We start from the raw sequence: 12,896 nt of genomic DNA on the forward strand, positions 1-12,896 counted from the left end.
CCAATGCCTTTGCAGGATCTCTTCAGAACGCCACCATTGACCTTGAAAGAAACGATACAAACAATGCAGGCAACTATTCTGACGATGCAGTCTATGTCGGATATACACAATGCACTGCAAATTGTAATACCAGCAATCCAACATGGGGCGGCGGGGTATTGAGGCTTATAATGAACGACAATCCTGACCCGAGTCAGTGGACTGTAAGCAAGGTAATCGACGGGATAGGGCCTGTCACCGGCTCCATCGCAAAACTTCTTGACAGAAAAAACGGCCTCCTCTGGCTCTATTTCGGCGAAGGGCGATATTTCTACAAGACTGATGACCTGACAACCCAGCGGAAGCTATATGGAATACAGGAGCCATGCTATATCAATTCAGATATCGCCCTTAGCTGCAATACCGCTTTTGACAAAACCACGCTCCAGGACCAGACAGGCAGCATAACAACGACCAATGGAGACCTGCCAAGTGGCAAAACCGGCTGGTTCATAAACCTAGATCCAGCAAATTCGAACTTCGGCGCGGAGAGGGTTATTTCGAACCCGACCTCGAGCACGAACGGCGCGGTCTTTTTCCTGACGTTCGCCCCATCTGCGGATATCTGCGGCTACGGCGGAAGCACATATCTCTGGACGATCGACTACAAGACGGGCGGAAGCGTGGGCTATGCCCTGCAAGGCAAGGTCATGATACAGGTCTCGACAGGCGAGATAAAGGAGCTGGATCTGTCAAATAAAACAGGGACATTCCCCAACAGCTCCAACAGAAAGAGCAACGCCATCCTCGGCGTTCCGCCGACCGGACAAGGCCTGATGGTCGTTACAAATCCCCTGCCCATTAAAAAGGTCATCCATGTCCAGGAAAAATAGTATGAGAGGACGGAAAGGCTTTACATTGATCGAGCTAATGGTGGTGATAGCGATAATGGCTATCCTGGCGAGCATCGCAGTCATGGGCTTCAATCAATGGAATGAACGCTATACAATAGAACGCTATACCAAAGAAAGCTATGCTGCCTTGATGAGGGCAAGAAACGACGCAATGAAACAAAACATAAATTATATAGTGAATCTAACTCCTAATACAATGATCATAGGACCTGACGCTGACGGAGACGGAAATATAGACGCAGGAGTTGCAACAACCACAATACAATATGCTAATTTCCCAATAACTTATGCTGCAAATACCATGACATTCGATAGGCGTGGACTACTTACAATACCGCCAGGCCAAAATCAGACAATCTGTATATTTTCACAACAAAATCCTGCATATAACTGCATCATCATAAGTCAAACAAGGATCAATATGGGAAAGATAAATTGGGGGGTCGCTTGCAATGCAACTAATTGCCAGGCAAGATAAAGGATTTTCACTGGTTGAGCTGATGATCGCCATGTTTATCTTCATGATCGCCATGCTCGGGATCCTTGCCGGCCTCAATTCAGCCATTGCGAACAACAAAACCAATGTGCTCAGGGATGAGGCGATAAATGTCGCCGAGGAAGAGATGAACAGGCTTAAGGACCTTCCATTTGCCTCATTGGCGGCGACGGCACCGAATTGGACCAATCCAGTATCCGTCGTCAGAAATATAAGAAGCGGGCAAATAAATTACAATACAAGCGACAGGGTGACAGATATTACAACAGACATAAAAAGAATAGATGTACAGGTAACATGGAGTGATAAGGGCATCAACTATCAACATACAATAAGCTCTATTATAGTAAATGACATCTGATGAAAAAGACTATTTTAAAACCAGATATTTTTTCTCAATTAGGCTTTTCTTTGATAGAGCTGATGGTCTATATGGCCATACTGGGCATAATCATGGCCGCAATTACCAATACATTTACAAAATTGATCGGACACACGGTGCAGCAATCCGGCATAGCCGAGACAAAACTGGAGTCCTCTATAGGGCTTGATATATTGCGAAACGACATCGAACATGCGGGTTACGGCCTCCCGTGGTCATTTCAAAACCCGTCGGCGCAGGACCCAGCGGTCATCAACTATTCCGAAGCGGCGACAAACCCTGCGGTAGCCTATAACGACGCACCGAATGGAATTCCAAGGGCGGTGGTGAGCGGCGACAATACCGGCATAAATAATTCAGACTATCTGGTCATCAAATCGACCATAGCGGCGCAAAGCGATACCGCCCAGCGATGGACTTATATTGTACGTGACGCCGCCAATAACGTCACGGTTCATACCTGGGGCGCCGATGACCTGACTGACAGTGACAAGGTAATCGTCATAAGGCCCGATGCGGGCAACGGGTCATACCGGCAGCTTGTGATGAATGGAGGGGCGTTTTGGACCAACTTCTCTACAGCCCCCTTTTCGCCTGCATTTTCGCCTCAAAATCCAGGCGAGTATATTATCTATGGGGTCGGTCACGATAACAACCTCAGGATGCCGTTCAACAGGGCCGATTACTTCATAAGCAACGCCAATGTCCCTGCCCACTGCGCCCCCAATACGGGCGTCCTTGAAAAGGCCACGATCAATCAGGCTGATGGAGGCCAAACCTTTCTCCCGCTCATGGACTGTGTAGCGGATTTTCAGGTGGCGTACCGCCTCGACACCAATGGAGACGGCGTCGTTGATACCATAACGGGTGCAAATGGCCTGAACGGCCTGACCGCCGAACAGATCAGAGATCAGCTTAAAGAGGTAAGGGTTTATGTCCTGTCCCATGAGGGCAATATGGACAGGAATTATACCTACCCAAACAGCAAGGTCATCGTAGGCGATGATGCCACGACTGGCCATGAATTCGACCTTGCCGCTACCATAGGCGGCAACTGGCAAAACTACCGATGGAAGGTCTATACGTTGTCAGTCAAGCCCGAAAATCTGAGGTAAGGCGTCTATGAAGATATTGGAAAACGAAAAGGGCGTGGCACTGATCACTGCCATGCTGCTTGCAGTAATAGGGCTCCTGATGATCGGGGGTCTGCTCGTGATGGTGCAGAGCGGCATTTGGTCTAGCGGCTCTCAAAAACGCTATCAGACCGCACTCGAGGCCTCTTACGGCATCCTCGACATAATGACCAAAGACGTCATACCAAGGGCTATTAGCAACACAGCTGGCGCCTCTTTGAGTTCATTGGGGAATTACGGCGGCCTGCTGAACGCCCAGGCCTCCGATGCATGTTTTACCGCTAAATTGACCACATTGAATACAGGCACCAATTGGAACACCTGCGGGCTCGGCAATTTGTTAAACCCCACAACAAACCCTGATCTGGCCTTTCGTTTCCAATTCCCGGCATCTCAGCCAGACATCACCGTATTTGCCAAGATAGTCGACACGGTCCCTGGCAACAGCTCCCAATCAGATGTACAGCTCGAAGGGGAAGGAGTGGCAACCTCAGGCGGAGGCGTTGTCGTTCCCCAGCACCTTCCATACATGTACCGTATCGAGATACAGGGCCAAAATGCAGTAAATCCCCGCGAAAACGCACAGCTGTCCGTGCTTTACGCCTACTGATCCCCTGCGTCCGGCCCGATCTCTGTCCACACGGCGGCGATGAACCTGCCGTCTATCTCTGCGTCAGGGACAAGCCCCTTTATCTCGTCGTAAAAACCGTTCAACATCCCAACTATCATCCGGTGAAGGGTGTCGATTTCAACACCGGACTTGACGGCCAACGGTCTTACGGCCGACATGGCCTCCTCAATCACAACCGCACCAGACGGGACCGCGCCTTCGCCCTTCCACCCTGACCCGAACCAGATGTCTCTTAAGCGCATGAGGTCTTTTCCCCTAACCGGTCTTATGACAAGCTCACCTCCAAGGGCCTTGTTGGCCAAGGCCGTAAGCAGGGCCTGCTGCCAGGTCAACTCCCTGAATTGCCTGAAATTGGTGTGTTTGAATGAGAGGGTGTCACGCCATACGCCCCAGTGCGGCTCAATCCTTGCCATCAAGAGGCCCCAGGTCTCTATCTCATTCAACCGATCTTCAGCCTGCTTGACCTGTGCAATGCCCTGAAAATCGACATAGTCGCCGACATCGGGGTCCCAAAACCTCGGCCTCGGCGTCACGACAAGACCTTCCAAGAGATATTCCCATGAATCAGGCAGGTGGAGGAACTCCCTCGAGATGAGACCCTCATCCATCATACGCCTGACCCTCGATCTCAATGCCCTAATCTTTGTATTTGCAAGACGAACCAGGTCTTCAAGTACACGCTCCCTTAGAATATCAACAGGATGGGCCCCTTTTTCCCCAGCTGCAAGCAACTCGATCGCAAGATTCAGGGCGGCGGCTACACTCAGAAGCGTCTTCCTCTGCGCCTCAAAGTCGTCCAGATCGACATTCTCTGCCATCAAGATCTTGTTGGCAGCGCCAACCCATTCAAATATAATCCTCTCCATGGACTGCGAACCTGCGATTCCCATTACTGCCTCGCGGAGGGCTGGATAATCCCCCATATAGAGCGTCGGAATGAACGCCGGCATCAGATCTTCTTCTGCGTTCGAACCCAGGATGTCACATCCGACGTCGTCTATCTTTCTTACCTGATCCTGGGTTATGGGGGCATAGATATCCAAGGAACTGTAATAATCTAGTATGCCTAAGTCACTGAGCCTGGCGTTTCTCAACCGAAAAGCGGTCTCAAGGCCCTCTGCGTCGGTCTCCCACAGGATGGTCTCCATCACATCCCTGTAAAGGCCCTCGGATCCAGCTATAATCTCGTTCAAGAAACGGCTCATAAGCGGTGCTAACTCATCTCTTTTAAAGGCGATGAAATATACGTCATCCAGGGTAAAGGCAGGGAGCACATCCCGCGCCTCCTGAAGGTCAAGGTCGTCAGAGCGCTTCTGTATCTGTACAAAACGCCGCAGGATCAGGGGCAGGAGCGTCTCGTCCTGTTTCGAGATCCAGCGTATCCACGCCCCAGGTGTCTCCTCCCCGGCCTCGAAGAGAAGTATGAGCCAGGCTATGATCTTTTCAGGCACAAGGTTGTCCTTGCGCCACCAATCAAAATCAAAGATGAATTGTAGCTGTGAGGGCGCCGCCATATCTACGATCTGAAGCGCATCCTGCGGCCCAACGGCCTTGATGGTCCAAAAAAGTTCCTCGGCAGGCATTCCTCGCACGAGATCCCGCGCATTTTTTGACATCAGGATGAGGTCCTGGCGCCTTTCCCACGGCACCCCAAGGACCATTGTCGCCTGATCCTTAAGCGGGAGCCGGTTGAAAAGCGCCTCGGCCTTGTCTACGGGCATTTCGAGAAGTCTAAGAGGTTCAAGGGGTAGATAGTTCAAGTTCATGCTCCTTTTATCCGATGATTAAAGAGTGAACCGCTCGTAAAAAATCAGATCTGTGATAGACTTAAAAATAATATACGATCTTTTGTGCATGACAGTAAAGTATGTTTAAAAAGGAGACAAACAGAGATCGAGACCGCTCCTGACGAAAAACTCCGCATCCTCATTGCGGAAGACGAAAAGGATATAGGTGACATCCTGCTTGAGGTATTGTCCAAGGTGGACAGGGACGTTGCCCTTGTCAACAGCGGCTCTGAGGCCGTGCGCAGACTGCACGAGGGCCACTGTGACATCTTGATAACCGACCTCATGATGCCCGACGTGAACGGGATGGAGGTATTAAAAACCGCCAAGATGCTCTATCCAGATATCCTTGTGATAATCATGACAGGCTACGCCTCCATCGAAACCGCTATAGAGGCTGTAAAGCAAGGGGCGTATGACTATATCAGGAAGCCATTCAGGCTCGAAGAAATGCAGATCAGCGTTGACAATGCATGCGAAAAGATTAGGCTCAGGCGCGAAAATCAACTCCTGCAAATGGGTCTGGAAGACGCAAAAAAGACAAAAAGGATCGAAGATGCCGGGGAAAAAGCCCCTAACCGGGACCCCGATCCGCATGTAAATATCTTTGCACCTGAGTGGGCCCCACCCCTGACTTATGTTGAAAATTTATCGGGCAAGGAGGCGCTCCAGGAGATCGAGAGGCTTGCAGCCCTCTTGAAGGAAGGTCTTATCGACAAAGATGAATTCAAGGCCCTCAAAAAAGGACTACTCAAATGGCTCTAATTTGTCATGAACATAGCGGGATAAGATGATTATGGCCGACATCAACTTTGTTACGCCGAAGCTTGCCTATGCCGAAAAAGGACCCGACCGGTCCGAACAATTCCGTATAATGGTCGTAGACGACGAGCAGGCTGTAAGGGAGGCTATAGCCCAATATTTTACAGGGCTTGACGGGTTTGATGTCATAGACGCCTCAAACGCCTTCGACGCCCTTATGCTTCTACACAACCTTGAAAGGGTCGATTGCATAATCTCGGATATAAATATGCCCGGCATGGACGGTCTGGAGTTCATACGCCGCGTCAAAGAAAAGGACCGAACAATTATAGCAATCGTCATCACAGGGCTGCCTTCGATGAATTTGATAATAGATGCCATGCGTGCAGGCGCCTCTGATTTCATTGCAAAACCGTTCAAGTTTAACCAGCTTCAGGTGATTATGGAACGGGCCATGCGCGAACGAAAGATACTGATCGAAAACCTCTTTTTAACAGAGGAACTGAAGGCCAAAAAGGTTATTGAGGAGATAAACAGCCGACTTGAAAAGAAAATAAAGGAGCAGTCCATACTCTTTAACATCAGCGATAATTTGAGTAGGGTGAAGAGTACCCATGAACTATACGAAAAGGTGGCGACAATGGCATGTTCCCTTACCGAGACCAGGCAGGCGTGTTTCTGGGTGGCAAATCATGAGGCCAGGAAGCTGATACTGATGGGCGCAGCAGGGGCATATCCGGCCGCATGGAACGAGATAGCGTTGGACGGAGAAGACGTCTGTGCAAAGGTAGCAAGGGATGGGATGCCGGTGATGATCACAGGCGAGTCCTTCATGCATACACAAAAATCTGCTGCAAATACCGCTGTCGGTGATCGCATAATCGTACCGTTCACCATCAGGAACGAGGTATTCGGCGTCTTGTCGGTCGCCCAATCCCGAAGCGGCAAAATACTGGGCGAAGAGGCCATTTTTCTCCTCCACCTCTTAGCCGAACGGGCGAGCCTCACTGTGGAAAACCTCCTGCTCTACGAGAGCGTCGCGCTGAATCTGCACGCAACGCTCAAGGCCTTAGTGAGGTCGCTTGAGGCAAAAGATCCCTACACAAAGGAGCATTCAAGGCGGGTGACAGACCTCTCGTTGAAACTGGCATCGCATCTAGGCTGTACACCTGTCGAGATGGATTCCCTGAGATTCGCAGCCCACTTGCATGACATCGGCAAGATCGGCATAATGGATCAGATATTGCTTAAAAAGGGTAGGCTCACGAAAGAAGAGTATGAAATAATCAAATCGCACCCCTTGATCGGCGAAGAGATAGTCGGACACCTCGGCATCATGCCGGTCGAAAAGGCGATAATAAGAAATCACCACGAGAGGTGGGATGGCAATGGATATCCCGATGGACTTAGCGGTAACGACATACCCTATCTTGCCCGGATCCTGGCGGTGGCAGACAGTTTCGACGCCATAACCTCGGATCGCCCATATCGAAAGGCAAAGACGGCCGCATTCGGCCTTGCTGAGCTAAAACAAAACAAAGGGACCCAATTCGATCCGCTAATAATCGACGCCTTTGAAGATTTTATGAACGGCGGGGTCGAATGTACAGGCCGCGTCCATGATGACGATGAAGATAAAAGATAGTCAGCCGCACGACAAGATCACAGATGAAGCGTTCATAGAGGCCTTCAGGGCATGCCTGACAGGTCGCCTTGCCAGGGGGCTGTCACACAATCTAAACGGCGCACTCCAGCTCCTCTCAATGCAGATCGAGCTCATGAGGCGCGAAATAGGCCTTGACAGAATGAATATAGATAAATTCCTGTCCGATCTGTCTGGTCGAACGTCACGAAAAAATGAGGCCCTTGATTCGGCCATTGCGCTGCTTCGAGACTTGAAAGAGGCATCTGACAAAAAAGAGAAACGGGCAGCGGAATTACAAGATATACTGATGAAACTGGAGGGCATGTCTGCAATGATAGCCGACAGGGGCCAAGACATCAAAGGCCCTGCACTCGTTGAGATAGGTATGGCCCTCAGTGAGGAGATCGATTTTTTAAAGGCGGATTTGTTCTTCAAACATCAGATAAACACGACCATCAATGCACCTTCATCGCCGCTTTCCATCCTCACGGATGAACGCCTTCTCAAAGACCTCATAGACATCGCCATGATCATGTGCATTAACCAGCTAAAACTACTTGAAAAATCGGAAAAGAAAGAGATTCAAATAGCAATTGAAGGGGATGGCCAGAGGCTTGGGCTCAAATTCGCTCATACAGGGAGGCCCTTCACCATAAGAGAAGGCGATGATGCATCATTGGAGTACATTTGTCCTCTGGATAAGGTACGGCTTGCATGCGGCACCATGTCATTTTATGCACTGCTTGAACTTGTCGCCAGGAAACTCGGTGCAACGCACCGGGTTACACAACAAGAGATAAGCCTGGCCCTTCCTGCTACCTGATCAGCGTCGGATACAGCCTTGCAGCAACGGTAAACAAAGCAAGAAAGATAACAGCAAGTATCGAAAGGTCTTCCTTTAGGCCGTAAAGCCCCTGCCCGCCCCCGATCAAAAGCCCCCTAAGCGCATCCACGAGATAGGTAAGCGGGTTTACCCTTGCGATGGCTTGCAGCCATTCAGGCATCAGTTTCAGAGGATAGATCGCATTGCTTGCAAAGAACATGGGCATCGTAAGCACCTGCCCCACTCCCATAAAACGTTCACGAGTCTTTACCAAACATGCTACGATCAAGGAAAAGGTGGAAAAGATGGCGGAACCCATGAGCACGCAGATCACCACGCCCAGGATGGTCACCGGCCCGTGGGCGATGTCGATCCCTAGAAAAAAGGTGATGAAAAAGATCACGATGGCCTGGACGATCCCCCTAAAACCGGCAGAAATGGCCTTCCCGAAGACAAGCGAAGCACGATAGGCCGGGCTCACGAGAAGTTTGTGTATAACACCGAGGTCTCGCTCCCAGATGACTGCTATTCCATGGAAGATTGCATTGAAGAGGACGCTCTGCGCAAGTATCCCAGGGGTGATAAAGGCGAGATAGTCCACATGGCCCGAATGTATCCCCCTTACCCTGTTCAGCACCTGACCGAATACGGCAAGCCACAAGAAAGGCTGCACCGCCCTGGAAAATAGCTCGGTCGGATCCCGCATGAGTTTTTTTAATTCTGTCTTTGCTACCGCAAAACTCTCACTTAAAAACTTCGATACGAACATGGTCAACCAAGCCTCGAGGCAGTCCTGCGGGTCTGTACGATGTCACGGAAATTTCCTCCCCCCTCGATGGCACCGCCGCTATATCTGGCAAAGACGTCGTTCATGGTCGCATTCGGTCCTATCTCGGCCTTTAGATCAGCAGGCCTTCCGACAACGGCGATCCTACCTGCATGCATGATGGCAAGTTCATCGCACAGAAAGTCTGCCTCCCCCATATCATGGGTCGTGACAAGCACGGTCATTGAATAGCTGCGTCTGAGATCCAGAAGTCTTTCCCAAACAATGCGCCTTGCCACGGGGTCAAGTCCTATGGTGGGCTCATCGAGAAATAATATAGAAGGCCTGTGGAGCATGGCCTGCGCAAGCTCCAGCCTCCTGATCATGCCGCCTGAATAGTTCTTGACCAGTTTATCGGCGTCGTCTTTAAGCCCCATAAATGTAAGGGCCTCATCGATGCGCCCCGACCTCTCCGCCCTGGTGACGCCATAAAGCCTGGCAGACAGGTCAAGATTTTCGTAGCCAGTAAGGGCACCATCGGCTGAAAGCATCTGAGGTACATAACCGATACGGCGCCTAACCTCCGCAGGATGTCTGATGATATCAAACCCACCGACCATACCCATGCCTGACGTAGGTGCAAGGAGGGTGGTCAACATCTTGATCGTGGTACTCTTGCCAGCGCCGTTCGCCCCAAGGAGTCCGAATATCTCGCCGTAAGGGACACGCATGTCTATGTGATCAACTGCCGTAAACCCCCCGAATCGACGTGTCAGACTCGATGTATAAACGGCCGCATCTCTGATTTGGCTGGACTCCATGGATAACGACCTTGATCTCTTTAAATTAGGGCATAAAAGGCTGGGATTTTAAAAAAACCCAATGATGGACATAGTCTAGGTTAGATAAAATCGTTAAGATCCCAAAACTTTGATGTGGTAGCGGGGGGAGGATTTGAACCTCCGACCTTCGGGTTATGAGCCCGACGAGCTACCAAGCTGCTCCACCCCGCATCAGATGCGTCATAAAATAATCCCTCTCAGCGCAATCGTCAATCACAAAATACCCAACCTATAATACCGACCTACGCCCCGCAAGAATCCATGGATTCAACCATCTTTTGAACCGGCTTTTATGCGCGAGCGGGATCGGATACCCCTTCACGGTGGCCGCTTAGCGCCCCATGCCCTATCTCAGCCCATGTTCCTTGTCTTGAGAAACTCTATGACATCATATTTCCCTGTGGGCGACGCGGCTTCATCCCGGTGGATTCCGCAGTCGCCAAGTATGCGTCCCAACTCTCGTGTGGTTCTGCCTGGTTCAAACAAGCACAGAATGTGAACTCCGTCTTTGGTAACGGCCTCGAAGCCAGGAAACACATGAATACCCGCGTCACGCGCTTCCTTGGCTAGGCCGTCGGCTGTGTGAACCCGGTAGTGGTCAGTGATAGCAATGACCTCAATATCGTGATCGAGACAGGCCTGCACGATGGCAGTGTTGTATGACGCCTCATCCTCAAACGCCGTTTCCTTGTTATGACGCTGGACGTAATCGAATGGATTAACCTGAAGCGCGCACCGATAGAACCGTGCGCCGCTGGACAGCTTCAGCGCATCCGTCATGGGGTCTATATCGCTCATGATCTTTCTCCCCAGCAGTTAACCGAAAACCTTCAATATCAACGGGTTATCAAAGACCAGGCCATTCCCGGCGCCTTCTCCCATATCCTGCGGAAACCGGAATACCCCAGTGGAGACAGGCGTAACGGAAAAGCAGCTCATGCTCGGATTCCGGCTTCACCACAACGAGCTTCGGGCGTATTGCGCTGGGGACCACCTCGTCTCCATTGGCGATATATCGAATAAGCCGGTCTTCATAAGACCGCACACCTGGACCGGATACTCCAGTTTTTTCTGCAGGGCAAGCTCGTTTAGAGCACGAAAATAATCTTTAGTAGGGTTATCTGGCATTTGGATAACGCCGTTCCGTACCCTGTAGCCCTGCTTGCGCAAGGACTGGATAATAGCAATCTTCAGGTGCTCTGCCGATGGCACGTTCATTATGGCCGCAAGTCCTTCATGTCCTTAATGTTCGCTTGCTTCATTCCTCCGTTGTCCTTTCGATATCCGCCTCGTCGAGTGGTTCGTCGACGGCATTACGCAGCCAGGATGGATCGAAGCCAGCAGCCGACGAGGCCTCGATGCGGATTCGCACCTTGGCTCCGTCGGATTTGTCGGCCAGGTTCGCGATGGCCGGGAACGCCTTGAAGACCTGTTCTCGGGTGGCCTCGAAGGCAAAAGCGACCCGCTTCTTCCGACCGGCAGCTTCCGTACCCGTCGTTACTGGTCCGGCACTGGTTCCGACACCCATTCCGGTCGGGCCCTTGTGGACGCTCGGTGGGGGAACTGCGCCGGTGTCGACAGGGAAAGCGTCTGCGGGTTGGGCCGCCGGGGCTTCCTGGACGGCTTGCGGCATCATGAGAAAGCCGGAATCGAAATCGACTTCGTCATCAGCAATGGAGCGGCCGAGAATCACCTTGTCGGGGTTCACCTGGTATTTCCCATCAGGGCCGAGCACGGGACTTCCTCCACTCACATAGGCGAAGACACTTTCCGATACACCCCGTGCGATTCCCTTGCGCAGCACGGATGCAGATTCCAACCGGGGCGGCGCAATATCCCGAAAAAACGATTCAAGTACATCGGATGCCTTGATGCCCATGAGCGGGGGCTCACCCTCGCACAGGGATTCACCGAGTCTCACGCGCTCGACAATTTTTCGCGGCGTAACCGATCCGTGAATCCGCGGAGTCCCCACACTGGTAAGCAGCTCCATGATCCGCTCGTGCACGCCAGTCGCCTGAAGCGGCCTGCCACCCCGTTCCACCCTTTCTATTTCCAACTCGCCATCCTGAACCCGAGGCAGCCAGATGGCCGTGTAGAGCTCCCGGAAACACGACTCAGCCGCGGCCTGTTCGGTGCGCTTCCTCTCCCGGAGTTGGTCAAGCTGATCCCTGGTAAGCCGGAGCTGCTGCTTCTTTGCCTCAACACGATCAATGGCCAGCAGGTAACGAACGGCACGCCGCAAGGCCTCGATTTGTTTCTTTTCCGGTATTGCGAGGCCCAGACCGTTCCGGAACCGCCTGGGGCGATCTCCGTACTTGGTGAGGTACTCCTTGGCCTGACGTTCCTGCTCCGACTTGTCCTCGGCGGCAAACTCAATGGGCAGGTAGGCAACGAGAAAATGCGGGTCCCCGTCGGGGATGTCCTGGGTCCTCAAAGGCCATACGATGGCCTTGTGGTGTCCGGCCAGCCGGGCATCCAGCATCTCCTTGATCTGGCTTCGGACCGGGCCGTGCCCGCGCGCCTGGGAATCCTCGCGGGCAACGGTCTGCTCGGCGTCCTCGATCAGCTTGGTAACATTCGGGTCCTTCTTGAAGCAGTAGCGGACGCCGTCGTAATGCAGGTAAAGGCATGTATTACGAAGCTCGGACAAGACGGCGGTAGCTGTGATGTTGTCCAGGTCGGGACCGGCGCATGCCGCAAGGAGTTCGTTCTCCGTAACGCCGGGCGGCAGCG

The 12,896-nt window shown here is 51.9% G+C and carries 12 protein-coding genes, 1 tRNA gene and 2 pseudogenes; 8 read left to right on the plus strand and 7 right to left on the minus strand.

The window, feature by feature from the left end:
• The 5 genes and pseudogenes from ACP5SG_RS07630 to ACP5SG_RS07650 form a co-directional block, all read left to right on the plus strand.
• A pseudogene (locus tag ACP5SG_RS07630) lies at window positions 1-872 on the plus strand (Ig-like domain-containing protein); the annotation flags it as partial.
• Window position 873: 1 nt separating this feature from the next.
• Complete coding sequence (locus tag ACP5SG_RS07635) at window positions 874-1,371, plus strand: GspH/FimT family pseudopilin (protein WP_237889235.1); 498 nt, start codon at window positions 874-876, stop codon at window positions 1,369-1,371.
• Window positions 1,346-1,750: a type IV pilus modification PilV family protein gene (locus ACP5SG_RS07640; protein ID WP_237889234.1), complete on the plus strand. Its 405-nt coding sequence runs from the start codon at window positions 1,346-1,348 to the stop codon at window positions 1,748-1,750. Before ACP5SG_RS07635 ends, ACP5SG_RS07640 begins: the two co-directional genes overlap by 26 nt.
• Entirely contained in the window at window positions 1,750-2,886 is a 1,137-nt protein-coding gene (locus ACP5SG_RS07645; RefSeq protein ID WP_428123258.1) for a prepilin-type N-terminal cleavage/methylation domain-containing protein, read from the plus strand. Before ACP5SG_RS07640 ends, ACP5SG_RS07645 begins: the two co-directional genes overlap by 1 nt.
• A 7-nt stretch (window positions 2,887-2,893) precedes the next feature.
• On the plus strand, window positions 2,894-3,514 hold the full coding sequence (locus tag ACP5SG_RS07650) for a pilus assembly protein PilX (protein WP_237889232.1): 621 nt from the start codon (window positions 2,894-2,896) through the stop codon (window positions 3,512-3,514).
• Here the strand turns inward: ACP5SG_RS07650 and ACP5SG_RS07655 are convergent.
• The gene (locus ACP5SG_RS07655) at window positions 3,508-5,295 is read right to left on the minus strand and encodes a DUF6178 family protein (protein ID WP_428123261.1); all 1,788 of its coding nucleotides are present in this window, start codon (window positions 5,293-5,295) and stop codon (window positions 3,508-3,510) included. The genes ACP5SG_RS07650 and ACP5SG_RS07655 overlap by 7 nt on opposite strands.
• Window positions 5,296-5,385: 90 nt before the next feature.
• Here ACP5SG_RS07655 and ACP5SG_RS07660 point away from each other — a divergent pair, with 90 nt between their 5' ends.
• Genes ACP5SG_RS07660 through ACP5SG_RS07670 form a run of 3 tightly spaced genes read left to right on the plus strand, consistent with a single transcriptional unit; the run spans window position 5,386 to window position 8,552 of the window.
• Window positions 5,386-6,087 carry a response regulator gene (locus tag ACP5SG_RS07660; protein WP_428123263.1) on the plus strand — a complete coding sequence of 234 codons (702 nt, stop codon included), beginning with the start codon at window positions 5,386-5,388 and terminating at the stop codon, window positions 6,085-6,087.
• 31 nt (window positions 6,088-6,118) lie between these two features.
• Window positions 6,119-7,729, plus strand: a complete 1,611-nt coding sequence (locus ACP5SG_RS07665) for an HD domain-containing phosphohydrolase (RefSeq protein WP_424661855.1) — start codon at window positions 6,119-6,121, stop codon at window positions 7,727-7,729.
• The gene (locus tag ACP5SG_RS07670) at window positions 7,704-8,552 is read left to right on the plus strand and encodes a hypothetical protein (RefSeq protein WP_237889227.1); all 849 of its coding nucleotides are present in this window, start codon (window positions 7,704-7,706) and stop codon (window positions 8,550-8,552) included. The genes ACP5SG_RS07665 and ACP5SG_RS07670 overlap by 26 nt, the downstream gene beginning before the upstream one ends.
• Here ACP5SG_RS07670 and ACP5SG_RS07675 read toward each other — a convergent pair.
• The 6 genes and pseudogenes from ACP5SG_RS07675 to ACP5SG_RS07700 all read right to left on the minus strand — a co-directional run.
• Complete coding sequence (locus ACP5SG_RS07675) at window positions 8,545-9,321, minus strand: ABC transporter permease (protein WP_428123268.1); 777 nt, start codon at window positions 9,319-9,321, stop codon at window positions 8,545-8,547. The two genes, ACP5SG_RS07670 and ACP5SG_RS07675, sit on opposite strands and share 8 nt — an antisense overlap.
• Before the next feature lie 2 nt (window positions 9,322-9,323).
• Window positions 9,324-10,139, minus strand: coding sequence for an ATP-binding cassette domain-containing protein (locus tag ACP5SG_RS07680; protein ID WP_237889225.1), 816 nt, complete (start codon window positions 10,137-10,139; stop codon window positions 9,324-9,326).
• A 115-nt stretch (window positions 10,140-10,254) separates the two neighbouring features.
• Window positions 10,255-10,331 (minus strand) — tRNA-Met (locus ACP5SG_RS07685).
• A 180-nt stretch (window positions 10,332-10,511) separates the two neighbouring features.
• The gene (locus ACP5SG_RS07690) at window positions 10,512-10,958 is read right to left on the minus strand and encodes a hypothetical protein (RefSeq protein WP_237889224.1); all 447 of its coding nucleotides are present in this window, start codon (window positions 10,956-10,958) and stop codon (window positions 10,512-10,514) included.
• Between the two features lie 49 nt (window positions 10,959-11,007).
• Entirely contained in the window at window positions 11,008-11,205 is a 198-nt protein-coding gene (locus ACP5SG_RS07695) for a Druantia anti-phage system protein DruA (protein WP_237889223.1), read from the minus strand.
• A gap of 213 nt (window positions 11,206-11,418) precedes the next feature.
• Window positions 11,419-12,896 (minus strand): annotated as a pseudogene (locus ACP5SG_RS07700) (ATP-binding protein); the annotation flags it as partial.

The sequence above is a fragment of the Dissulfurimicrobium sp. genome (genome assembly GCF_049968175.1).
Lineage (GTDB): Bacteria > Desulfobacterota > Dissulfuribacteria > Dissulfuribacterales > Sh68 > Dissulfurimicrobium > Dissulfurimicrobium hydrothermale.

Coding starts and splice junctions, on each gene's coding strand:
- ACP5SG_RS07650 (WP_237889232.1), top strand. CDS start 2,894: ATGAAGATATTGGAAAACGAAAAGGGCGTGGCACTGATCACTGCCATG.
- ACP5SG_RS07640 (WP_237889234.1), top strand. CDS start 1,346: ATGCAACTAATTGCCAGGCAAGATAAAGGATTTTCACTGGTTGAGCTG.
- ACP5SG_RS07665 (WP_424661855.1), top strand. CDS start 6,119: ATGGCCGACATCAACTTTGTTACGCCGAAGCTTGCCTATGCCGAAAAA.
- ACP5SG_RS07690 (WP_237889224.1), bottom strand. CDS start 10,958: ATGAGCGATATAGACCCCATGACGGATGCGCTGAAGCTGTCCAGCGGC.
- ACP5SG_RS07635 (WP_237889235.1), top strand. CDS start 874: ATGAGAGGACGGAAAGGCTTTACATTGATCGAGCTAATGGTGGTGATA.
- ACP5SG_RS07680 (WP_237889225.1), bottom strand. CDS start 10,139: ATGGAGTCCAGCCAAATCAGAGATGCGGCCGTTTATACATCGAGTCTG.
- ACP5SG_RS07675 (WP_428123268.1), bottom strand. CDS start 9,321: ATGTTCGTATCGAAGTTTTTAAGTGAGAGTTTTGCGGTAGCAAAGACA.
- ACP5SG_RS07645 (WP_428123258.1), top strand. CDS start 1,750: ATGAAAAAGACTATTTTAAAACCAGATATTTTTTCTCAATTAGGCTTT.
- ACP5SG_RS07670 (WP_237889227.1), top strand. CDS start 7,704: ATGATGACGATGAAGATAAAAGATAGTCAGCCGCACGACAAGATCACA.